23 protein-coding genes are annotated in these 22,987 nt (G+C 33.9%); 16 read left to right on the forward strand and 7 right to left on the reverse strand.

Going from position 1 to position 22,987, the window contains the following annotated elements; genetic code table 11:
• Positions 1–16: 16 nt before the first annotated feature.
• From CHB80_RS24360 to CHB80_RS00470, 9 genes are all read left to right on the forward strand, one after another.
• Positions 17–196 carry a hypothetical protein gene (locus CHB80_RS24360; protein WP_143337019.1) on the forward strand — a complete coding sequence of 60 codons (180 nt, stop codon included), beginning with the start codon at positions 17–19 and terminating at the stop codon, positions 194–196.
• 320 nt (positions 197–516) lie between these two features.
• Entirely contained in the window at positions 517–3,282 is a 2,766-nt protein-coding gene (locus CHB80_RS00440) for a response regulator (protein ID WP_179218051.1), read from the forward strand.
• Positions 3,283–3,426: 144 nt separating this feature from the next.
• The gene (locus tag CHB80_RS24850) at positions 3,427–3,579 is read left to right on the forward strand and encodes a hypothetical protein (protein WP_218823081.1); all 153 of its coding nucleotides are present in this window, start codon (positions 3,427–3,429) and stop codon (positions 3,577–3,579) included.
• A gap of 4 nt (positions 3,580–3,583) precedes the next feature.
• Positions 3,584–4,771 (forward strand): outer membrane protein assembly factor BamB family protein, encoded by a 1,188-nt coding sequence (locus CHB80_RS00445; protein ID WP_089369469.1) that lies wholly within the window; start codon positions 3,584–3,586, stop codon positions 4,769–4,771.
• 25 nt (positions 4,772–4,796) lie between these two features.
• On the forward strand, positions 4,797–5,861 hold the full coding sequence (locus CHB80_RS00450; RefSeq protein ID WP_089369470.1) for a Kelch repeat-containing protein: 1,065 nt from the start codon (positions 4,797–4,799) through the stop codon (positions 5,859–5,861).
• Between the two features lie 21 nt (positions 5,862–5,882).
• Positions 5,883–6,275, forward strand: coding sequence for a hypothetical protein (locus tag CHB80_RS00455; RefSeq protein ID WP_089369471.1), 393 nt, complete (start codon positions 5,883–5,885; stop codon positions 6,273–6,275).
• Positions 6,276–6,279: 4 nt separating this feature from the next.
• Complete coding sequence (locus tag CHB80_RS00460) at positions 6,280–7,557, forward strand: OmpA family protein (RefSeq protein ID WP_089369472.1); 1,278 nt, start codon at positions 6,280–6,282, stop codon at positions 7,555–7,557.
• A gap of 13 nt (positions 7,558–7,570) precedes the next feature.
• On the forward strand, positions 7,571–8,248 hold the full coding sequence (locus tag CHB80_RS00465) for a TapB family protein (protein WP_089369473.1): 678 nt from the start codon (positions 7,571–7,573) through the stop codon (positions 8,246–8,248).
• 148 nt (positions 8,249–8,396) lie between these two features.
• Positions 8,397–8,939, forward strand: a complete 543-nt coding sequence (locus CHB80_RS00470) for a hypothetical protein (RefSeq protein ID WP_143337020.1) — start codon at positions 8,397–8,399, stop codon at positions 8,937–8,939.
• A gap of 51 nt (positions 8,940–8,990) precedes the next feature.
• On the opposite strand, the gene lipB is transcribed toward CHB80_RS00470, so the two are convergent.
• From lipB to CHB80_RS00490, 4 genes are all read right to left on the reverse strand, one after another.
• On the reverse strand, positions 8,991–9,704 hold the full coding sequence (gene lipB, locus CHB80_RS00475) for a lipoyl(octanoyl) transferase LipB (protein WP_089369475.1): 714 nt from the start codon (positions 9,702–9,704) through the stop codon (positions 8,991–8,993).
• 76 nt (positions 9,705–9,780) lie between these two features.
• Entirely contained in the window at positions 9,781–10,596 is an 816-nt protein-coding gene (locus CHB80_RS00480) for a hypothetical protein (RefSeq protein ID WP_188476182.1), read from the reverse strand.
• Positions 10,597–10,764: 168 nt separating this feature from the next.
• On the reverse strand, positions 10,765–11,625 hold the full coding sequence (locus tag CHB80_RS00485; RefSeq protein WP_089369477.1) for a hypothetical protein: 861 nt from the start codon (positions 11,623–11,625) through the stop codon (positions 10,765–10,767).
• A gap of 1 nt (position 11,626) precedes the next feature.
• Positions 11,627–11,788 carry a YqaE/Pmp3 family membrane protein gene (locus CHB80_RS00490; protein ID WP_089369478.1) on the reverse strand — a complete coding sequence of 54 codons (162 nt, stop codon included), beginning with the start codon at positions 11,786–11,788 and terminating at the stop codon, positions 11,627–11,629.
• Positions 11,789–11,925: 137 nt separating this feature from the next.
• Between CHB80_RS00490 and CHB80_RS00495 the strand changes: the two genes are divergently transcribed.
• The 6 genes from CHB80_RS00495 (at position 11,926) to CHB80_RS00520 (ending at position 19,866) form a co-directional block, all read left to right on the forward strand.
• On the forward strand, positions 11,926–12,990 hold the full coding sequence (locus tag CHB80_RS00495; protein ID WP_089369479.1) for a helix-turn-helix domain-containing protein: 1,065 nt from the start codon (positions 11,926–11,928) through the stop codon (positions 12,988–12,990).
• A gap of 100 nt (positions 12,991–13,090) precedes the next feature.
• Complete coding sequence (locus CHB80_RS00500; protein ID WP_089369480.1) at positions 13,091–14,002, forward strand: tetratricopeptide repeat protein; 912 nt, start codon at positions 13,091–13,093, stop codon at positions 14,000–14,002.
• A gap of 53 nt (positions 14,003–14,055) precedes the next feature.
• Positions 14,056–15,747 carry a lysine--tRNA ligase gene (gene lysS, locus CHB80_RS00505; RefSeq protein WP_089369481.1) on the forward strand — a complete coding sequence of 564 codons (1,692 nt, stop codon included), beginning with the start codon at positions 14,056–14,058 and terminating at the stop codon, positions 15,745–15,747.
• A 161-nt stretch (positions 15,748–15,908) separates the two neighbouring features.
• Positions 15,909–16,157 (forward strand): hypothetical protein, encoded by a 249-nt coding sequence (locus CHB80_RS00510; protein ID WP_143337022.1) that lies wholly within the window; start codon positions 15,909–15,911, stop codon positions 16,155–16,157.
• A 219-nt stretch (positions 16,158–16,376) separates the two neighbouring features.
• Positions 16,377–18,002 carry an FG-GAP-like repeat-containing protein gene (locus CHB80_RS00515; RefSeq protein WP_089369483.1) on the forward strand — a complete coding sequence of 542 codons (1,626 nt, stop codon included), beginning with the start codon at positions 16,377–16,379 and terminating at the stop codon, positions 18,000–18,002.
• A gap of 220 nt (positions 18,003–18,222) precedes the next feature.
• Positions 18,223–19,866, forward strand: coding sequence for a hypothetical protein (locus tag CHB80_RS00520; RefSeq protein WP_089369484.1), 1,644 nt, complete (start codon positions 18,223–18,225; stop codon positions 19,864–19,866).
• 78 nt (positions 19,867–19,944) lie between these two features.
• On the opposite strand, the gene CHB80_RS00525 is transcribed toward CHB80_RS00520, so the two are convergent.
• On the reverse strand, positions 19,945–20,412 hold the full coding sequence (locus CHB80_RS00525) for an MORN repeat-containing protein (protein WP_089369485.1): 468 nt from the start codon (positions 20,410–20,412) through the stop codon (positions 19,945–19,947).
• Between the two features lie 167 nt (positions 20,413–20,579).
• Here CHB80_RS00525 and CHB80_RS00530 point away from each other — a divergent pair, with 167 nt between their 5' ends.
• The gene (locus CHB80_RS00530; RefSeq protein WP_089369486.1) at positions 20,580–20,966 is read left to right on the forward strand and encodes a thiol-disulfide oxidoreductase DCC family protein; all 387 of its coding nucleotides are present in this window, start codon (positions 20,580–20,582) and stop codon (positions 20,964–20,966) included.
• A gap of 391 nt (positions 20,967–21,357) precedes the next feature.
• Here CHB80_RS00530 and yiaA read toward each other — a convergent pair whose 3' ends face one another.
• Both yiaA and CHB80_RS00540 read right to left on the reverse strand, forming a co-directional pair.
• Positions 21,358–21,819, reverse strand: coding sequence for an inner membrane protein YiaA (gene yiaA / locus CHB80_RS00535; protein ID WP_089369487.1), 462 nt, complete (start codon positions 21,817–21,819; stop codon positions 21,358–21,360).
• 29 nt (positions 21,820–21,848) lie between these two features.
• Positions 21,849–22,931, reverse strand: a complete 1,083-nt coding sequence (locus CHB80_RS00540) for a hypothetical protein (RefSeq protein ID WP_089369488.1) — start codon at positions 22,929–22,931, stop codon at positions 21,849–21,851.
• Positions 22,932–22,987 lie beyond the last annotated feature (56 nt).

Here is a 22,987-nt window from a genome sequence, read left to right on the forward strand (position 1 = left end):
AAAACACAAAATAATTATGTTAGAAAAAATCAATAATTTAAAGGGAATTAATAAATTAACCATTCATAATTTAAAATATATCAACGGAGGAAATATTACTTGTGAGGCCGGTGAGGTTGATTGCGTTTGTTCCAACTTCGACCCTAATTGCCCATCTAATACAAGTTATGTTAACCAACCAGGCACACCTTTTTAATGTTTACAAGAGGTTTAGTTTTACTCAATTGAAAAAATCATGATTGAATCATATACCATATGATTCAAAAAATAATAAAGGCTATTTAAAATATATTTTAAATAGCCTTTATTATAAATAAAACCTTCACCTAAATCCGATTTAATTACCCAACCTAACGATATTACAACATATATAACATACATCTGTTACATATGTGATAACAGTAAGCAGTTGGTATTTTTATAATTGCGTACATTTATAACACTCACTAACTCCTTATTGTCATGCGAATTTTATTCTCTCTATCCTTAGTTTTGCTGACTACACATACTATCAATTTGCAAAAAAGGCGAAAAATAGACGCAATACGATCAATTGCAAAATTCATCTTACTATCATTAATAATTAGCATTTCATCTATTGATGACATACACAGTCAAATAGATAAAAGAGCTTTCCAAAAGAAAGAAATTCTTACGCATCTAGAAATAGCAAAAAAATTACAAAAACGCACTCCAGACAGCAGTAGATATCACGCAAACAGAGCTATAAATCTTTCTATTAAACAGGGCAATGATAGTTTATTAGCTGCATCATATTTACGTAGCGCATATATTGAATACTTTCAGGCGAATGACTCAAAAGCGCTTAACATTATAGATAAAATAGATAGTCTTTCAAATAAGCAAGAAGGATTAGAATCAATAATTATTGACACAAAAATATATCGCTCTCAAATATCAAAATTCACATTAACATTAGAAGGTGTAATGAACGCCAAAGATTATCTTATGGAAGGCATAGAGCTCTCTAAAAAACTTAGTGATTCTTCTAAACACTATGAAATGAAGTATCATTTAGGAAGTTGGCATGCTTTTATTGCTCAAGAAGTATCTCCCAAAAAACATAAAGACAGCGCTGAAGTTTTATTTTTTGATGCATTAAAATATTTTCAAAAAAACCAAGATAATTGGTGGATCGCAGAAATTTATAGTGGACTAGCTTTAATGACAGACAAAAAAAAATATCCAAAACTCAAAACTAATTATCATCAAAAATGGATTAAAGCTATTAAAAAGACAACTGATACAACCAAGATAGCAGAAACATATTATCTTATTGCTTCTGCGGATAGAAAAGGAGGAGATCCTTATCGAGGTTTGTCATATATAGATAGCGCGCAAACTATTTATGAGAAAATTGGCTACCCAAATGAGAGTCAGAAAAAAAATCTACTTAGAGATATAGCTTATTTACACGCAGACATAGGTAACTACAAAGAAGCCTATACCAAAATGCAAAAAGCATTAGTTCAGTCACAAAAAGTGTATATAGAGAAAAACACTAAAAATAGCATGGAACTAGAGGCTAAATACCAAACCGAAAAAAAAGAACAAGAAATTGCTTTATTACAGGCTCAAAATGAAGCTGTAGAAGCACAAAAGAAAAACCAACGTAATCTCTTACTAGGAGGTCTTGGATTGACTTCTATCGCAGGAATATTTCTCTTTTTAGGGTTTAGAAACCGTAAAAAAACAAACGATAAATTACGTGAGTTAGATACCATGAAATCTAGTTTTTTTGAAAACATCTCTCATGAATTTAGAACACCATTATCCCTTATCGCTGGTCCTATAGAAAAACAATTACGGAAACCTGATATTGACACGTCTGAAAAGAAAAATCTAAGCATCGCAAAACGCAATACCAAACGCTTACTCACCCTCGTAGATCAATTACTAGACCTCTCAAAAGTAGAAGCAGGGCATTTTAAACTCAACGTACAACAAGGAGATTTAGGACTTTTCTTAAGATCATTAACCAGTTCATTTAGTTATCTAGCTCAGGAAAATAATCAAGAATACACGACTGCTATTGACATCCCAGAAAACACCTATTATTTTGATGCTGACGCCTTAGAAAAGATCATTACGAATCTGATTAGTAATGCGCTAAAATATAGTCCAGATGGAGAATCCATTACAATTACAAGCGCTATAGAAAATCAAAAACTACAATTCACTATTCAAAATTCTGGAGCTACACTCTCTGAAGAGGCACTACAAACTATTTTTAATCGTTTTGCCCGTACAGATGAACAGACCGCTGGCACAGGAATAGGTCTAGCTCTTTCTAAAGAACTTGTCACTTTACACAAAGGAACCATTCATGCACAGAGTGCGCATGACACAACGATATTTACCATCACGATTCCTGTAACAGAATCTGCATTTACAGATAGTGAAAAAACATCAGGTGTTATGGAGATATCTGCTTTCGCGAAAGCGGAAACAACAACCTCAAAAGAAGAAATCGTTCAAGAAGAAGTCGATATTTTCTCTAAAGACACCAACCCTATCCTTCTTATCGTAGATGACAATGCTGATTTGAGAACGTATGTGAGTTCGTTATTCGAAGACCAATATACTATTCATACGGCTCAAGATGGTCAGGAAGGATTTGAGGTGGCTTCCTCTATCGTTCCTGATTTGATCATTACAGATTTGATGATGCCAAAAGATGATGGGATTACGCTTACGCGAAATTGTAAAGCTTCTGAGACCACTTCTCATATTCCTATTGTAATGCTTACCGCAAAAGCGGGTGATGAAAATCAACTTATAGGTCTAGAGACAGGTGCAGATGCCTATATCACAAAGCCGTTTAATACAGAGATCCTTAAAACCACTACGCATAATTTATTAGAAACGCGTAAAAGATTACAAGAACGATTTAGCCAAGAAGTGGTATTAATTCCTAAAGACATTGCTGTTAATAGTGCCGATGAACGTTTTCTTGACAATCTTAAAGAAATAGTCGATACACAAATCATAGAATCTGATTTTACAACCGAATCTTTTTCAAAAGCATTAGGTATGAGTCGTATGCAATTACACAGAAAACTAAAAGCACTTACAGGACTTTCTGCTACTGAATTTATACGAAGTCAGCGTCTAAAATTAGCAGCACAACTACTTAAAAAGTCTGATATAAATGTATCACAAGTAGGATATGCTGTTGGGTTTAACAACCACTCTTATTTCACAAAATGCTTCAAAGAACATTACGGAGTATCTCCTTCTGATTACGCTAAAAAAGCATAAAAACACCCCTTTCTCAAAGGGGCTAAAGCCCCATTATTACTAGCTTGTTACATACGTGACAGGCTTTGTTACATCTGTGCTAATCTTCAGCATAGTTCTAAAATAATTTTGTCTCAACATTAGTAACCTCCCTTTTTAGAATCTATGAATAAAAAGTCTAAAAAACTTAAAGGCAAACTTCCCCCAATGCCTGATAATGAAATTTACCTCAATGTAAATGCATTGCATGAAGGAGAATATGAATTAAAGATTATTAATAAGAATAAAATTATTAAGAAAACAACTTTTAAAAAATAAGCACATGAGAACATATAAGCTACTTTTTCTATTTCTGTGTATCATACATTTTTCTTGCAATAATAATGATGACGACACTAATCAAGTAATAGATACATCAAATTTAGCAAATGCAACAGCATCTATTGCTACATTTAATACGCTTGCTACTATAGATTTGGAAACAGGAAATTCCCTAGCTACACAAAATGAAAGACTCGCAACGAGTGTCGTCTATGAAGATTCTTTTATTGGGATAGTAGGAGATCGTATCGTACGCAACAGCGAAGTAGATTTTTCGGGAGAGCAATTATGGGAAATTGATCTCGTTGATGGGACTGACATTGAGTTTGATTTTAATAGAACTCAAATGCTTATTCATAACGGTGTACTATATCTAAATTATGTAACTGATAATCCTAGTTTACCCTTACCATTTCCGACACTCTTAGCTATAGATGCAAATACAGGAGATCCGCTTTGGGTGAATAATCAAATGGAGTATGAGTTTAGACGTATTGCCATACTTAATAATAACATTATCACTTCAGAAACTTTTAATAATGAGGTACGCATTACAAGTCGCGATATCTCCGATGGAAGCATTCTTAACCAATGGCAAGTAGATGAACGTATCTCACACATTATTCCAGGTACTAATGAAGTTATTGTCATGTCTTGGAGTAATAAGGTCTATAGTATAAATGAAAACCTTTCTATTAACTGGATATTTGAAACAGATAACTCAAATGTACAACGAGGGGCTATTGTAGGGAATCAATTTCTCTTTCACTCAAGAGATGAATTCATATATGCACTTGATCTTTCAACTGGAAACATAAATTGGTCTCAAAACCTTCCTGATTTATTCATATTAGATTTTTTTACAGACAGTAATTCGGTATGGTCTGTCACTAGAGACTTTTCAGACAACACAATCGCAATTAATGAATTAGACTTGACTAACGGAACGTTCAATTCTAATCTTGCGCTTCCAGCATTAAATGATGCTAGCGAAATAGAGTTTATAAATTTTGACGATTACTTACTAATTATCTCAGATCCTAATACAGGTACTACACGTTCACAATTACTCAATTATAAAGCTCAAAACCTCATCTGGGAAAATGAAATTGCTATCGATAATATTTCCATTCTAGAAGCCAATGTGCTTTTAGGAAATAACCGATATGCACTCTCTTCCTTTTTTTAAATCTCACTAAAACATCCTATTAATTATGAAAACCACAATAATCAGATTATTCATTATTCCATTATCAGTAATTACACTACTTATTAGTTGTAACACCGATGACGATGTCGCACAACCAGAAATAGGCATGGAAGATCCAATGGACGATATTCCAAATGATGATGATGATAATGATGACGACACTGCAAACCTTAACCTCACATTTACCTTACATACACAACAAGACCAAATAGGTGATTTTGCATTTCATCAAATGGCAGCCTTTAATGGAAATGTGCACTCCTATTATGGAGCAGGGCTTGGTGCAACTACAGATATGCCTTATAATCTAGGAGTATGGCATAGTGCAAATGGTATCGCTTGGGAATCTGACGCCTCATTTGGAAGTGAACGCAGAGGACATTCTGTAACTGAGTTTAATGGTGATTTATTCCTTATAGGAGGAGCCGATAATGATGATAATGAATTAGAAGAAGTATGGATAAGCAATGATGGTTTTTTCTGGACATTGGGATCTGACCTGCTTCCTTTTGGTGCTGTCTCATTTCATAGTACAGTAGTACTTGATGATCAACTTTACTTAATCACAGACGATTATGAAGATGATGACGGTACCCAAATGATGGCTGTATACAGATCTAATGACGGATTTAATTGGGATCTCATTGCTACTGATGTATTTCCTATTCGCACTGCTGCAGAAACAGTTGTTTTTAATAACAGCATATATCTTATAGGAGGCACTAACGATTCCAATTTCTTAAATGACATTTGGACCTCTGAAGATGGCATTTCTTGGTCACAAGTAACACCTTCAGGAAGCTTTACAGATCCCATTGTCTTTCACACCCTAAACACCTATGAAAATGCATTATGGCTTATAGGCGGCTGGAGTAATATAAACCAATATAACAACCATATCTGGTATTCTCAAGATGGAATCAACTGGATAAACTACGATGGAGAAATACCATTTGATGGATTGTATGCTCATGAGACATTAGTGTATGAAGATGAGCTATGGATTTTTGGAGGCGTACAAGAAGATGGACTCTCTGGAGCTATTGGCTCTATAAAAATAAATGATTAACACTTTTAAAAAACAAACACCATGAAAACAACATTTTATCTCACTATGATCATGATAATAGGGGTCTGCGCTTTCGCGAAAGCGCAGACTACCCCAACAAAAGAAAAGCCTAAAACCAATAATAATCTTCCAGCAGATGGAAACTTACTAGACCAACAAGCACAAGTATTAGGAAATGTATTTGGAGACATTGGAGGCGTAAAAGAAATGCAAGGAATAACTGGTTATATGGATCTTTTAAACAAAAGCGATTTAAGCCCTGAACTTAAACAAAAGTTTACAGAGCAATACAAAATCATTGCCTTAAGTGACGATCCAAAAAAGAAGAAAGAAATGGAGCTTAAGCTTTCTAAAATGATAGAAAAAGCATTAAAAGAAGGCCAAGAAAAAGACAACTTAAAAACCAAAGGATAACACCATGAAAACACTACAAACCATTCTCGTTTTCTGTCTTCTATTATGTGGTTCAGGAGCAAAAGCACAACTCTTCAAAAAATTAGGAGAAGTTGCTGAAAAATCTGCCGAACGTGCTATAGAACGAAGAGTAGAAAAAGAAACTACCAAAAAAACAGATCAAGCACTTGATAGTGTCTTTAGCAAGAAAAAAAAGAAGAAAAAGAAACGCAAAAACAAGAAGAAAAAAGGCAAAAAAGACAACAATACAACATCAGATAATGAGGCCACAGAACCTTCATATACCATAAAACGAAGTTCTGATTTTACGCCTGGTAATATTGTCATATTTGAAGATCAATTTACAAAGGACAACCCTGGAGATTTCCCAGCGCAATGGGATACCAATGGCAGTGGAGAAATTACGATGATAAACGATCAAAAATGGATGCGTCTTAGTGGTAAGTCTAAGTATATACCTATGCTTAAAGAAACACTACCTGAAAACTATACTATAGAGTTTGATTTATTCACCAATGGTTTAGATAAAAAAACAAGCTCTCAGGCTTTCTTGACCTTATTTATTGAAGATAATACTGGATTTACACGTTCAAAAAATTGGTGCATGGTTGAGCTTTCTGTATGTCAGTTTATAGGAAACCAAGGCGTTGTAGAAAAAGTTACCAATAGTAAGCGTCAGCTTCGCAATCAGATTGGAAAAGATTATAGAGATGCCATCAAGGGAAAATCACATATTTCTATTGCTGTAAATAAAACACGCATGCGTGTATGGCTTAATGAAAACAAGCTTATTGATGTGCCACGATTGATTCCTGAGGGGGCTCATAATTTTAAACTAGCAACAAGAGGTCTTAGAGATCCAGATGGACTTGATGAAATTTATATTACAAACTTTAGCATGACAAAAACAGGAGAAGACAACCGCAGTAAATTACTTACTGAAGGGCGTCTCACCACCAATAATATTCTTTTTGAATCGGCAAGTGCAACACTTAAAGACACGTCGTTTTCTACGATTAGAGAAATAGCTAGTGTCTTAGAACAAAACCCAGAAGTACGCATAAAAATCATTGGACATACCGATTCTGACGGTCAGAAAGAGAGCAATCGTACGCTTTCGCGAAAGCGTGCCGAAGCTGTAAAGAAAATGATGACTACTGCTTACGGAATAGATACATCAAGAATTAGTACAGACGGAATGGGCGATAGCGACCCCGTAGCGTCTAATGACACAAAAGAAGGAAAAGCACTTAACCGTCGTGTTGAGTTTGTAAAACTTTAAAATCATAGATACCATGAAAACATTTATCATCATTATTGTTTTGTGCATAACAACACCATTACTTGCTCAAGGCAATTGCAGTAAATACTATGCTTCAAAACCTGGAAGAAAGTTAATTCACAAGGTTTTTGACAAAAGAGAACGTCATAGTATGACCACAGAATATAACGTAGAAAGCGTCACCTCATCTGGAATACAAGTCAACTTCAATCTTTGGGACAAACGTGGAGAACATATTACAGGAGGTAAGTTAGAATTAGGATGTGACAATAGGACTACATACCTAGCTCCAGAATCTATCATGACTGATTTATTGAGTCAATATGAAGATATGGAATATACAGTTACGACTACAGATAGGCTTGCGATTCCTAATGATTTAGAGATTGGACAAACCTTACCTGATGCAAGTGCATCCATCAGTCTAAATGCACAAATTCTAGAAATAAACTTTGATATTATTCTATCTAACAGAAAGGTAGTACGCAGAGAACAAATAGAAACGCCAGCTGGAACCTTTGACTGTTATGTAATCACGTACAACAATGAAATGAGAGGTAGAGTGGCTTCAAGAAGTTATCAATGTACAGACTGGATTGCAGAAGGCATTGGTATGGTAAAACAGGAAACCTATAAACAGAATGGCAGGCTTATGAGCAGGTCGCTCTTAAATGAAGTAACGGATTATTAATAATGATCCATTTATAGTCTTAGCCCAATAATAAAATACTCGCGGTATTACAATCCATAAGACCGATCTCACTAAACTATTATTGGGCTTTTTAATGTATACGCTTTCGCGAAAGCGTATACCACATCAACCTATTAAAAAACATATCATGAAAATAGTATTTAACTATCTCTTTATATCGCTATTGGTTTTCAGTATGATGAGCTGTGAAACAGACATACCGGAAATAGACACCACTGCACCTTCATTTTCCTTTAAAATTACTGGAGATGGATTTGACAGAACGTTTACCCAAGATGATAATCTTGAAAACATACAACTTAATCTGCGAGCAGGAACTTCGTACGATTTTCTATTAGGCGGTATTGATAATGGAGGCGTACGTCAAATCCAGTTTCAACATACACCAGATGTCACTCCTATTAACACCCCCATTCCTGCTCCATGGGTAGAAACCAATAATGGTTTTAGCACCACTATTAGATTTAACGGAGATCCAAATAATGCAATTACTGCACAATTACTTTCTGGAACATTTACACCTATGCTTATGAATGAAGATGTGATTGCTGATACCTTCTATATACGCGTAGAAGATTTTGGAGGTGAAAGCGGCCCTCCTTTTAATATCACAGAAGGTGTTTTAAACATCACTATTGCAGAGCAACCTACTGCTGTTATTAATTTATAAGCACTAATACAATTAGCCAATTACGTAATTTCACAAGTTATAAACCGAAGTTTAAGCTTCGGTTTTTTCTATTATAGAGGCTTCAAAAAGCGTTTTAAAATGTTTGAGTAGTTTTTCTTTTACCTCTGCTTCATTAACAGTAGCTTTTCCTAATTCTACATTAAGAGAAGTAACTGATTTATCTTTTATTCCACAAGGAATCATTAAGTCAAAATAGCCTAAATCTGCATTTACATTAAATGCAAAACCATGCATGGTTACCCAACGACTGGCACGTACACCCATAGCACAGATTTTACGGGCAAATGGAGTTCCTACATCAAACCAAACGCCTGTTTCTCCAGGAGAACGCTCGGCTTTTAAACCATATTCGGCTAGTGTAAGAATCACCATTTCTTCTAATAACCGTAAATACTTATGAATATCTGTAAAGAAATTTTCAAGGTCTAAAATAGGATATCCTACAATTTGCCCAGGTCCATGATACGTTATATCGCCTCCTCTATTAATCTTATAGAAGGTAGCGTTTTTCTCTGCGAGTTCTTTTTCGCTGACAAGCAAATTATCAAAATCCCCACTCTTCCCCAATGTAAAAACATGTGGATGTTCTACAAATAGAAAATGATTAGGTGTTTCAAGTCCTGCTTCTTCACGTCTATTTTTGATTTTTATATCTAAAATCTGCTTAAAAAGCACTTCTTGATAATCCCAAGTTTCTTTATAATCTTGGTTACCTAAGTCCTGAAGTTGAATTGTTTTGTTCACACTACAAAGATACGGAGAAACAAAAAATCCTTTTATATCTTGTATAAGAGGATTTTGTTAAACTATACTATATATTTTACTCTTCTAGTACAACCTCGAAGTTCTCAAGTATATTAATATTAGTTTTCAAGTTATCAAATAATACTGTATACAGAACTGTTTTTTTATCATCAGATATTTTTACATCTTTTACCGATGTTTCAGTGATCTTTTTAGGAAATGTATATTTAATAGTTAATGAAGATTTTTTTAATTCTTCTTCATAAGGTTCAAAAATGGATCTTTCTAACTCGTTTGCATATTTAAAATTAGAAGATGTTGACTTCTTTTCTTTTGTTTCCCAGCTTTCTGTATTACCATTTTCATCAACAGCAATAATTGTCAAACCGTCATCATCTGACTGATTTTCTCCTTCAGCACCCTCTTCTGTTATGATTTCATCACTTTCAATAATTACAATTTCTTCATTAGAATCGTGTATTTCTTTTTTATCTTCTTTTAAATTTTTAAAAGTACGCTTAAAAGAATTTTCTCTCACTTCATATACAATATCATAAACACCTCCTTCAAATACATTATAAAAACTTTCAAGTGTGCTACTTGAGCCATTAGAAGCCAATAAAAGTGCTAATACTTTATCTATGTTTTTAGGGATTTCATTTAATGTTTCTGTTTCAGAAAAATGAGTTGAAACAACAACATCATAGGTCATCTTTTCTAAATCATAACTAGACCTAATCGTGTACCCCGCTAAAGATTCAAGAATTTCTTTCTCTTTTGATGACATATCTACTATTAGATGTGGGTTTTGTTTATAAAAATCAGAAAACACAATAGTAGTATCTAATCTTACAGGAGCCCCATTAGCCGTCAAATCTTGTTTTTTACTCATTGCTTTAATTAACAATGACATATCAATATTTTTCTCGTAAAGACCATTCTCTTTACTCTTGAAAATAATATGTTCAGTCACACTGCAACTTGTAAGAAAGAACACAGTTAAAATAATTAGTGAAAATTTATAAAATCTTTTACGCATTACATTATTATAAACCATAAATTATTCCTCTAGCACAACTTCAAAGTTTTCTAACACCTTTGCTTTTTCTTCTAATAGATCACTCCAAGGCACTTCAAAAGTGACTGTTTTCCCATCTTTAGAAATAGTAGCTCCTTCTGGAGAAACAGAAACTACTTTACGTGGAAAAACATATTCCAATTTCATCATAGAATTTTCAAGTTCTTCAGCAAATTGCCCCATCATTCCTTTAATCATAGCATTCTCTTCGCTATCGTCTCCATCTACTGCTAAGTTGTTTTTTAATTCTTCAAGACTTATACGCGTCTCTTCTTTAAGAATACCTTCATCTTCCAAATGCTCACTTAAGCTTTTAGGGTCTGTTCTTCTAAACGTATTATTTTCAAATGTATAAATCACTTTATCTAGAGACATTAAATCGTCTCCAGGACCCGCTTGTTGTCCTTGTTGTGATTCACTTTTTGCTTGATCTAATACATTATCCATTTCATAAGCTACACGTTCTAAACCACTAAAGTCCTTGAAATCTTTATAAATATTCATTTTAAATTCTCCAGTTTCTTCATCCATTTTCATTTTCATTGTGAAGTCTTTGAGCATCTCTAATTTAGCTTGCTCTTCTGCAGATAGATTTGCGATACTATCCTTGTGTTCTTTAAACATATCAGCAAAAACCACTATAGTATCCATTTTTGTTTTTTTCTTATCTGGATTAGAAGCTCCTGCTCCCATTTCATTCATAGTAGCCATCATTTTCGATAAGTCAAAAGAAGTTTCATAACGACCTCCCATATCTTCATTAAAAACAATACGTTCTTGAACATTACAACTTATCAGTATGAATACCAACACACTACATAATATCGTTATTTTTTTTGTCATTTTAGTTGTTTTTTGGGTTATTTAGTATGACCAGTGCGGCAATTACGCCAGGCACCCAACCACATAGCCAAAGTAAGAAAACTATTAATACTGATCCACATCCTCTTCCAATTACTGAAAGTGGTGGAAAAAAAATGGCCAAAAGTACGCGCCAGAAACTCATATAATTTTAATTTTAAACCCTACGTCTCAGCAAGGTATGATTGATTGATGTACACTATACGTCTATAATTGCCCGATATTGTTACATACCTAAAGAGGATGTAATCCATCTTTTCTATATTAGCATTTTAAATAAACATGAGACATCAACATTTTATTGCAATCCTCTTATTCTTGAGCTTCTCATGGTTTTGTAAAGGTCAATATGAGTTTTCTGGACATATTGATATTAAAAATTGGGAAGGTGATGTATACTTATCTATTGTAAAAGATTACAGAAAAATATCAGGTATCTATCCCGAACAAATTATTAGTAAAACATCCCCAGACACTTTAGGATATTTTACATTCTCAGGTAATAACCTATCTTCTCAAAATAACATCTATCGCATTCATATAGATAGTTGTCCAGATGAAACAAAAGATATAGCTCACTTTGCAGGACATTGTATAAATAGTAAAGAAGTGCTTTTTGTTGCTAATAATTCTGACACCATAACACTCCCTTTCACATTTGATCAAGAAATGTTTTGCAGTGTTACTTCTACCAACGAAAAAGCAAATACCTTCATAAAGATCGATTCTCTTAAAGAACTCATGCGTTATGAGTTTGGATCCTACAGAAGTCAAGCTAATTGGGATTTAAATGCAAAAAAATGGTTTAAAAAATTTCAAGAATACGGACAACAACTAGACGAACCTCTTGCCGAATTGTACTCGTATGCATTTTTATCAAATAGATCTAAAGACCTATATACATACTACCTAAATGATCTAGACCACACAAATTATTATAATGACCTCCTTCAAAGACTACAAACAACATATCCTAATCAACCTTATACAGAACAATACAAAAAGGAATTAGCTGCCGATTATTTCTTAATTCATAAATCACAAGAGGAAACTTCTTCAAAATGGATATACCTTCTTGCTTCGTTATTCTTGATCTCATTACTGATAAATATCTATTTATTTATTTCTAAAAAGAAAATAGCATCCCAAAAACAAGTAACGAGTACTTCACTAACCAAACAAGAACAAAAAATATTAGACTTAATTCTTCAAAATCGCACAAATAAGGAAATCGCTTCAGAAATATTTATTAGTGTGAGCACTGTAAAAACGCATATCAACAATATTTACAAAAAACTAAATGTCACTAATAGAGACGAAGTAAAGTCACTTTATAAAACTACCTAATACAAAATTCCACCTAGGTCTAGTCCTTCTTCCCACCCTTATTTTCTTCACGTTTTCCGTTTTTAACTGCAATTTTAAACTGCATTTAAAAATAGAAGTAATGAAAAAAAATATCCTATTAATACTTATTGTAATCCTGTTTCAAAACATCGGATTCTCGCAATCATTTAATCATGAAGAAAAACAAAACAATAGATCCTTATTACTAGGGAAAATAAACAAAGAAGCACTTAACGCTCCACCATATGCAGATTGGTTTGCCAAAGGATATGATCAATATACACCAGACACAAAAATAATCAACATCTTAAAAGAACAATTATCTCCTTATACCATAACGGCCTTTATGGGGACTTGGTGTGGTGATAGCAAAAGAGAAATCCCTAGGCTGTATAAGGTTTTAGAAGAAGCCCAATTCCCATTAGACAGACTCACACTTATTGCAGTTTCTAGAAGTGCCAACACCTACAAACAAAGCCCAGGTGGAGAACATGAAGGGCAAAATATTCATAGAGTTCCTACCATTATCATATATAAAGGAGGAAAAGAAGTGAATCGAATTGTAGAGTCACCCGTCGGGAGTTTGGAACAAGACATCCTACATATTCTTGAAAACAAATACACACCTAACCATCATATTGTAACCCTAACCAATCAACTCATTGAAGAAGCAGGCACTGAGAAATTCCTTAAAAAATCAAAGAAAAATATAAAAGAGCTTCAAGAATTTGCTCAAAAAACAAGCCAACTTAACACCTATGCAAGTGTACTTTTTTATGCAGGGCAAACAAAAAAGGCACTCGCAATTCTCACCTTCAACACGATGCTTTTTCCAAATGATCCTAAAACCTATATGAATCTTGGCAATAAGCAATCAAAATCAAACCAATTAGAACAAGCTTTAGAGAGTTATCAAAAAGCATTAGCATTAGAACCTACAAACAAAAAAATAACAACTGCTATCACTACAATTGAAGAGAATTTAAAAAACACAAATTCCTTAGAAGAATAAGATTGAATTTTAATGACGTAACGAGTATCTTTGCACGCTTAAAACAATAGTGTATGGCACTCTCAGAACAAGAACAAGTACGTCGTGACAAATTATCACGCTTACGCGAAATGGGTATCGACCCATATCCCGCTCCTTTATATCCAGTTAATAATACATCTACAAAGATAAAACAGGACTATACAGAAGGGAAGAAGGTGATTATTGCTGGACGTTTAATGTCTAGACGTATTCAAGGTTCTGCTTCATTTGCCGAACTTCAAGATGCTGAAGGCCGTGTACAAGTATACTTTAATCGTGATGAGATTTGTACTGGAGAAGACAAGTCAAAGTACAATGATGTCTATAAAAAGCTACTAGATATAGGAGATTTTGTAGGTATTGAAGGAGAATTATTTACTACAAAAGTGGGAGAAATCACTGTTATGGTAAAAGACTTCACATTACTAAGTAAATCATTACGCCCATTACCACAACCTAGAATAGATGAGCAAGGAAATGTATATGATGAGTTTAATGACCCAGAATTACGTTATCGTCAGCGTTATGTAGATCTTGTTGTAAACCCTAAAGTAAAAGACACCTTTGTAAAACGCACACAGATTACAACGACAATTCGTGATTTTTATAATGAGATGGGATTCTTAGAAGTAGAAACTCCGATCCTACAACCTATTCCTGGAGGAGCCTCTGCACGTCCATTTATGACACATCACAATGCATTAGATATTCCTTTATATCTGCGTATCGCAAATGAACTATACCTAAAACGATTAATTGTAGGAGGTTTTGATGGGGTATATGAGTTTGCAAAAGATTTCCGTAATGAAGGAATGGATCGTACGCACAATCCAGAATTTACTGTGATGGAAATGTATGCTGCATACAAAGATTATGATTGGATGATGGATACCACAGAGAAGTTACTAGAAAAAGTAGCGCTCAAACTTCATGGTACGACAGAAGTGCCTTTCGGCGAAAATGTAATTAACTACAAAGCCCCTTATAAGCGCATTGGTATTTTAGATGCTATCAAAGAACATACAGGATACGATTTATATCAAAAATCAGAAGATGAAATCCGAGAAGCTGCTAAAGCATTAGGTCTTGAAGTAGATGAAACCATGGGAACTGGAAAACTCATTGATGAGATTTTTGGAGAAAAATGTGAGCACTTATATATCCAGCCTACATTCATCATCGATTATCCGGTAGAGATGAGTCCGCTTACCAAGAAACACCGAAGTAAAGAAGGATTGACAGAACGCTTTGAACTTATGGTCAATGGTAAAGAACTTGCCAATGCCTATACAGAGTTGAATGATCCTATTGATCAGCGTGAGCGATTTGAAGATCAATTAAAGCTTTCTGAAAAAGGAGATGATGAAGCCATGTTTATCGATCAGGATTTCTTAAGAGCATTAGAATACGGAATGCCTCCTACCTCTGGAATTGGTATTGGAATTGATCGTCTAGCCATGTTTATGACCAATAATCAGTCGATACAGGAAGTATTGTTCTTTCCTCAAATGAAACCTGAGAAAAAAGCTTTAGAGCTTAACGATAACGAAAAAGCCATCTATGAGATTCTTAAAAAAGAACCCTCTATAGAATTAGGAGCATTAAAAACTGCCTCTGGATTGAGCAACAAAGGATGGGATAAAGGCATCAAAGGCCTTACCAAATTAGGCGTTGCAAAAGTTACTAAAGATGATGCAGGACTGACCGTTACCTTAGAAAAGTAAAAATAAATTTACAACCATTTATAAAAACTAATAATAAATTCATTATGTTAAAAAAACTATTATTCATTACTTCATTATTTATCCTTTGTTTAAACTCTTGTTCTTCTGATTCTGAAGATGATAATCAACAAAATTGTCTACAAGTAGGAAACTTAGACTTCTTGGCTGAATCAACTCAAATTAATATAAATTACGATACAAATACTTCCAATGCAAATTCTTTTGAAATAGAATATGGTATTACTGGATTCTCATTAGGTACTGGTGATAGATTGACAACTTCAAATAGTTTTGCACTTATAGAAAATTTAACTCCTAATACAACATACGATATTTACATAACTAGTATATGCAGTTCTGAAAGTCGTAGTGAGCCCGCAGAATTATTAGCGATTACTACGAATAACTAAAACACATATTTCATAACTTATATTACTAATAGTTTCTATTAAATTTTTAAAAAGGTTTACTTTATAAAGTAGACCTTTTTTCTTTATACGCTTTCGCGAAAGCGTATAAAACATTTTCACTTCTCCAAAAACACTAACCAATTCTTCCTGTAGTGCGTAAAACGTTAACATCTAGAAGGAAATTTTATTAGATTTAATAAAAACTACAAAATTGAAATCATGAAAAAAATTACACTTTTAGCTTTGGCTTTATGTGCTATATCCTACGCAAAAGCGCAAGATGCCACGTTTACTTCACAAAATATAGGAGGCTCTAGTGCCGAAATTGGAATCGTAGATATGAATGGAGATTACCTAGATGACACGATAAGCCCTACACAATCTAACCTGTCAATTCATCATCAAACAGATACAGGCCTTGTACCTACAAATATCTCTATTAGTGCCTCTAATGGCCCAGATTGGTCCCTTAGTATTGCAGATTATGATGCCAATGGAATTAACGACATCATGTTTGGAGGTAATAATGGCGTAAGCTTTCTAAAAGCAAATAGCGATGGAACCTCATTTTCACAAGATGATCAAAGTAGCATTTTTATTTTTTCGCAACGCACCAACTTTATTGATATCAATAATGATGGTGATCTAGATGCTTTTGTATGCCATGATATAGAACCTAATGTATATTTCCTCAATGATGGAACTGGTGGATTCTTAGATGAAATCCAAGGAGGGTTAGGTGATACACCTACTGGACATAATTATGGATCTATTTGGTTTGATTATGACAATGATGGCGATACCGATCTTTATTTATCTAAATGTGTATTTGGTTCTGGTAACCCTGCAGATACAAGACGCTCTAACCAATTACATCGTAATAATGGAGATGGTACTTTTACTGAAGTAGGTGTTGCGGCTGGAGTTGATACAAGAACACAGTCTTGGTCTAGTGCCGTGGGAGATTTTGATAATGACGGAGATATGGATATTATTGCTGCAGACGAGCATTTTAATGAAATCGGGACCATCTTTTATGAAAATAATGGCGATGGTACTTTTACAAATATTACAGCTGGATCTGGGTTTGAAAACCTAGATGGAGCTAGAGAAATTGTCACTTTTGATTTCAATAATGATGGATACTTAGATATCTACTCACAATTACAAACGACTTTACTATTAAATAATGGAGACATGACATTCTCCTCAAATTCACAACAAATCCAAGGTGGAGGTGCTGTAGGAGATCTTAATGACGATGGGTTTCTAGATGTATATGCTGGAGGAAATGTCCATATGAATGATGGAAATTCTAATTTCTGGTTCAAATTAAATCTTGAAGGTGTAGAAAGTAATCATAATGGTATCGGAGCTTTAATTACTATAGAAGGAGCTTTTGGCACCAAAGTACGTAATGTAAGAAGTGGAGAAGGGTTTGCTAATATGCATTCATTAAACCCGCATTTTGGATTAGGAACTTTTGACTTTATAGAAACGGTAACCATAGAGTGGCCTTCTGGAATTACAGATCAGCTTACAAATGTTGATGCAAATCAAACTATTTATGTCTTAGAAGGTAGCGCACCATTAGGTATAGAAGAAAATGAGCCAACAGCTTTTAATATATATCCAATACCTGCAAATGATATTTTAAATATCACTCCAACAAATGGAACTAGTATAAAAAGCGATGGCGTTATTTATGATCTATTAGGAAAAATTACACCTATAACCATTGATAACAATAGAATTAATGTAAGCCATCTAGCTTCGGGTGTTTATATTTTAGAAATAACTACTACAGATAACAAAAAAGAGCAAAAGAAGTTTACCAAACTATAAGTATCTTTTTTACATCAACAACATTTGATTATCACAAAAGGTCTACTTCTATAGTAGGCCTTTTTTCTTTATACGCTTTCGCGAAATCGAGCCTGCGAGGCTCACGACCAAAGTGGAGAGCGGAGTACCAAAGAGCATAAACCACGTAAAAACACCTGATTTTCAATACTGTATTCTAATTATTTTTGAAAATCACTAATTAATCTAAACCATTATCCCCATGAAAAAAATGTATCTTTTTTTTACGGCTGGACTTGTATTGCTTTTATGTACTGCCTGTCCTGGACCTGACAACAACAATTCTGGAAACAACTCAGACGTTACCGTTTCATCTTACAAAGTGAGTATTGACTCTTTACCCATCACCAATGCTCCCGCATTACAATCCTTTGCTCATGCTACTTCTGGAGAAGACTGGCTCTTATTTGCAGGGAGAACCAATAGAGAAGAAAAAGTGGGTGGGCTCCATAATTTAAATGCCAATTATGCGGATAAATCTTTTATCCCTAAATCGTTTAATCAAAAAATTTATGCCTACAATTTAGCTGAAGACAAGGTATCTAGTATAAGCTATGTTCAATTTTTGGATGATCTAAAAACAAATTTATGTAAAGACTCCTCTTCTGAAATGTGTCAATCATTATCTAAAGGAGATTATGATTTTACATCTATTTTTGTCAACTCTAACCCTTTAGTAACGCAAGATGAGCAGGGATATATGTATGTAGTAGGAGGTTATGGCCCAAAGAGTTTTAACTATTTTGAGGAAACTCCAAATTGGAAAAAAGACACCACAGCGGCCGATAAGAAAAAACAAGAATACATTACCTATAATCAAGTTGCAAGATTACACATAGGGTCTATGATAAAACTTGCAAAAGGTCAAACACTTACGGATGATGAGTGGGCAAAAGTATTTAGATATGGAACAAGCACAGAACTCATTAGTACGGGTGCTGAAGTATTCGTAAAATCAGGTTCTTTCAGTCACGTTAAAAAGCTAGAAGATTCAACCAATATTACATTATATGCAGCTGGAGGTCATAACTTCACCAGTAATAGCCAAAAATATTTAGATGCAGTGTACCCATTTACAGTAGTATCTGGGCGTAGTTCTACACTATTAGACATCAACGTAAGTGGCCCTATTTCTGATGTATCAGACCCTACAGATCCATCTTCAGATAATTTATCTATTTTCCGTCGTAGAGACGGACCTGTAGTTCCTTCTATGTATTATAACACAACCTATGATCAAATGGAACAAAGTTTAACGTTCTATGGAGGGGTATTTAAACCTGGAAGTGATAATGACCTACAGGCATGGAATGATGCAATCTATGTACATCCAGATTGGGCAACAGAAAGCAAACTATACACCTATGACACTACCTATGATCAAAAAAATCACAATGTATATGCTTGTGGAAATTTTGTTGGATATGACAGCGATACAAAACTCTTACACACGTTCTTATTTGGTGGTATAGGTGATGGTGACATTGCACCTCCTGGACATCTTTCTGGATTTACAAACACAGGGCTTCATATTGCAATGAATGTAGAACAAAAACCTATGCAGAGTAAAATTGTAGACACCCTTAAAAATGTATATGGAAGTACCCCTAATTTTTATGGTGCCGAATCTATTCTTATAAAAAGCAGTAGTAGTATTGCCTATAAAATGAATTCTGAGAATACTGAAATCATTGATTTAAATAGTACTTTTAATGGTACTAAAGAAGTAGTGATAGGTCATATTTATGGTGGTATTGAAGCATATCAATCAAATCCTGGAACCTATGGTTCTGGCAACTCAGCTGCTTCTAATAAAGTATGGCAAGTGACACTTACAAAAGAATAAAGAATATATTTTAATATAAGTAATGCCTTCTGTTTTAAAGACAGAAGGCATTTTTATCACATAATCTTTTGTAGATTATTATTTTTTAGCGCCTAAAAATTGATCCGCTTCCCAAACACCTTGCTGTACAATTTCTCCAGAAGCATCAAATTGTTTCCCTTTTCCGTTTTTCTTATTATTCTTCCATTTCCCACTCCATTTTGAATTATCTACTAAAATCATAGATCCTTTCCCATGTCGTTGGTTATTTCTAAAACTTCCTTCATATTTTGTTCCATCAGGCCATGTATACGTTCCTCTTCCAGAAATTACTGACCCCGCTAAGTTTCCAGAATATTTTGTTCCATCAAACCAAATAATATTTCCTTTTACAAGATTACCAGATGCTACTTCTACATCAAAACTAGCCCCTTGTAATGTAAATTTATGCCACCCATCAGGTAATTGAGCAATGTCACTACTATATGGAATTGCATTTATTTCTTGTGCTTGCACATTAAAAACAGTAGCCATAGCAAGGCTAAGTATTAGTACTATCTTTTTCATAAGTGTTTACTTTTTTTTGTGATTTACCATAGTAAGTCGACAGAGATATCTGAGTACTTACAAAATGAGATAGAAGTTTTAAAAATTGTCATTTTTACATTTTTTGTCGTAATGATTTTAATATCTACACGACACAACTCTCATAACTCATTTATTTCAAAAAAGTTATGGAAACTAATAATCAGAAAGATATCATCATATTTGATGGAGAATGTAATTTATGTAATGGCGTAATAGGATGGCTTATGAAGTTTGCCCCAACGGCAACTTTTGAATTTCTGCCTTTTCAATCCCCCAAAGGTCAGCAACTATTGCGTCATTATAATAAACCAACAAATCAATTAGACACTGTCATTCTTATTAATAAAGAAGGAATACACACACATTCTGACGGTTTCTTAAAGATCGTTGCTGAAATACCTAAATGGAAACGTGTTGCTGCCTTATTAGCTTTTATACCTAGAATGATGAGAGATTATGTATATAAAACAGCTTCTCGAAATAGGCTCAAATGGTTTGGAGTATCTAATAGTTGCACCATTAATTTTGGGTAATTACAAGTATATATAAATAAAAAAACGGATGGTGTTACCATCCGTTTTTTTATTGTAAAGCATCACTCTCACAAACATTACCCTTTGAGGTAAGCAATGTACTGTTCCTAATTAATAACGACGAGAGTGATGCTTAGCTAAAATCATTACCATAATTTTCATAAACATCCATAGTAGACCTACTTTTTAACTTTATACTACAAAAACTACCTATAGATGAGCGTTCATAAAACAGTAAATGATCATTAACTTATACTGACTTAGGGATTAGCAAGTTAGTGTAGCTTTTTTCAGTTTTAGTAAAACCCGATAGCATTTTACTTACTACCGGGTTTCTCACACCACACAACAAAGTGCAACCTCTCACACTCCAACATTGCACTTTATTGCCTTATTTATCTTTCTGTTCTAAAAACTTGACATCTCTTGTATTTTTCTGCACGGCTATAGCGGCAAAAAGACTTAAGAAAAATGAGATCCCATAAAACCCTTTTTCACTTAGATCTAATGTTGCATTCCATAACCCTATAATTAATAATAGTATAGATGCTATTGTAACAAACCAGCTTACACCATAATAAATATCTGTTACGGGTATTCCTTCCAGCTTATCTCTCACTGTTTTCTGCACAGAAATCACTGAAAATAAACCAAATAGCAGTATAGTGAAGTAATATCCCTTTTCGTTAAGTTGCATTGTTGCATTCCAAAGTCCTACACAAAAAGAAACCATTCCTATTAATAATGAGCCCCATGAAGCAGCTATAAATGCTGGTGTAGGTTTGGCATTAAAATCTTCTTTTATTTTTTCTTTTGCTTTCTTTTCTGTTTGAATTTTTACTTGATTTTCCATTGTTGTATGTTTTAATGTTTGTGTAATTTTTATTTATTTATAATCTGATCTCCACAAGAATAGCAATGTGGTAAGTGAGCATAATTCTTAGTATCACAAGTTTTACAATTTTTAAAAAGTTGAAGTCCGCAATGACGACAGTAGGTAGTAACTTTTAGTGAGCCCGATATTTTTTTACTTTTTCCGCTTTGAAAAATCTCATTAATTAAATAATCTTTTCCACAACTTGGGCACATATGATTTTCTAGTGCCTTCTCTGCTACCTCTTCTTTTATTTTTTTAGACCGTTCTAGAGAAGAGAGTTGTAACTCTTCTTTTTTTCTCTTTACAAAGGCTCTTAAATGTTTAATAGCATATATTCCTAGTAATACGGATACTATGATTCCTATAGTGTATCTAACATATCCTCCGTAGCTGGGTAAGTAAGGAACCAATCCAATAAAGAAGGCATAGAAGGCAAAAAAGACAAATCCTCTAAATAAAGGCCAGTAACTATGCTTACGTTTTTTTACTAACATCCAAATTCCTAGAAGTAGCACTGGAACTACAAATAACAAACGACTTATAAATAGCTGTAAATCATAGGCTCTTTCTGCTTTAAGGTGTAGCGCCTTTGCTTTAGACATTTCTTCATCTATCGCATTCATATATGTAGCATGCTCAGTCCTAAAATTATTTATAACAGATTGTAGTAAAATCTCTTCAGACTTTAATGTTTTAAGGGAAGTACGCAAAGAATCCAAAACATAATTACGCTTTTGTATTTCAGCATTTACTTGAGAAGATTGTGTTGCCGTACGTGTTGAAATCCATGTTTTAAAAGATGCTTGCTGTTGATCTAATGTATTCTGAGCAAGATTTATAGAAAGTCGTACGTCTTCTTGAGCATCTTTCTTCCCTTCTATAGAATCTTTAATACTTTGTCTTAATACCCTGTATTTTTTAACATCTGTTTTTATTTCAAAGTCAGATACATAAGGACGTTTATCTTCTCCGTCAATATCCCAGATAATTCTATTAGCCAGTCCTATTAAAAAAATAGCTAAAAGAAAACTGATGACATAGTGAATAAAAGTGGTAGTACGTGTGAGTTTCTTATTATTAAATTCCATGATTGTGTGGTTAAATGACAAGGCAAATATGCAACAGCCACTCAAGTCAGAAAATC

This window comes from Dokdonia pacifica, assembly GCF_900188275.1.
GTDB classification, from domain to species: domain Bacteria; phylum Bacteroidota; class Bacteroidia; order Flavobacteriales; family Flavobacteriaceae; genus Dokdonia; species Dokdonia pacifica.

What these genes read in the sequence shown, in the direction of transcription:
- CHB80_RS24360 (WP_143337019.1), top strand. Translation starts at nt 17, where the DNA reads ATGTTAGAAAAAATCAATAATTTAAAGGGAATTAATAAATTAACCATT.
- lysS (WP_089369481.1), top strand. Translation starts at nt 14,056, where the DNA reads ATGGCACTCTCAGAACAAGAACAAGTACGTCGTGACAAATTATCACGC.
- CHB80_RS00490 (WP_089369478.1), bottom strand. Translation starts at nt 11,788, where the DNA reads ATGAGTTTCTGGCGCGTACTTTTGGCCATTTTTTTTCCACCACTTTCA.
- CHB80_RS00455 (WP_089369471.1), top strand. Translation starts at nt 5,883, where the DNA reads ATGAAAACAACATTTTATCTCACTATGATCATGATAATAGGGGTCTGC.
- CHB80_RS24850 (WP_218823081.1), top strand. Translation starts at nt 3,427, where the DNA reads ATGAATAAAAAGTCTAAAAAACTTAAAGGCAAACTTCCCCCAATGCCT.
- CHB80_RS00460 (WP_089369472.1), top strand. Translation starts at nt 6,280, where the DNA reads ATGAAAACACTACAAACCATTCTCGTTTTCTGTCTTCTATTATGTGGT.
- CHB80_RS00445 (WP_089369469.1), top strand. Translation starts at nt 3,584, where the DNA reads ATGAGAACATATAAGCTACTTTTTCTATTTCTGTGTATCATACATTTT.
- CHB80_RS00485 (WP_089369477.1), bottom strand. Translation starts at nt 11,625, where the DNA reads ATGACAAAAAAAATAACGATATTATGTAGTGTGTTGGTATTCATACTG.
- CHB80_RS00470 (WP_143337020.1), top strand. Translation starts at nt 8,397, where the DNA reads ATGAAAATAGTATTTAACTATCTCTTTATATCGCTATTGGTTTTCAGT.
- CHB80_RS00465 (WP_089369473.1), top strand. Translation starts at nt 7,571, where the DNA reads ATGAAAACATTTATCATCATTATTGTTTTGTGCATAACAACACCATTA.
- yiaA (WP_089369487.1), bottom strand. Translation starts at nt 21,819, where the DNA reads ATGGAAAATCAAGTAAAAATTCAAACAGAAAAGAAAGCAAAAGAAAAA.
- CHB80_RS00520 (WP_089369484.1), top strand. Translation starts at nt 18,223, where the DNA reads ATGAAAAAAATGTATCTTTTTTTTACGGCTGGACTTGTATTGCTTTTA.
- CHB80_RS00540 (WP_089369488.1), bottom strand. Translation starts at nt 22,931, where the DNA reads ATGGAATTTAATAATAAGAAACTCACACGTACTACCACTTTTATTCAC.
- CHB80_RS00480 (WP_188476182.1), bottom strand. Translation starts at nt 10,596, where the DNA reads ATGAGTAAAAAACAAGATTTGACGGCTAATGGGGCTCCTGTAAGATTA.
- CHB80_RS00515 (WP_089369483.1), top strand. Translation starts at nt 16,377, where the DNA reads ATGAAAAAAATTACACTTTTAGCTTTGGCTTTATGTGCTATATCCTAC.
- CHB80_RS00495 (WP_089369479.1), top strand. Translation starts at nt 11,926, where the DNA reads ATGAGACATCAACATTTTATTGCAATCCTCTTATTCTTGAGCTTCTCA.
- CHB80_RS00525 (WP_089369485.1), bottom strand. Translation starts at nt 20,412, where the DNA reads ATGAAAAAGATAGTACTAATACTTAGCCTTGCTATGGCTACTGTTTTT.
- CHB80_RS00500 (WP_089369480.1), top strand. Translation starts at nt 13,091, where the DNA reads ATGAAAAAAAATATCCTATTAATACTTATTGTAATCCTGTTTCAAAAC.
- CHB80_RS00530 (WP_089369486.1), top strand. Translation starts at nt 20,580, where the DNA reads ATGGAAACTAATAATCAGAAAGATATCATCATATTTGATGGAGAATGT.
- CHB80_RS00450 (WP_089369470.1), top strand. Translation starts at nt 4,797, where the DNA reads ATGAAAACCACAATAATCAGATTATTCATTATTCCATTATCAGTAATT.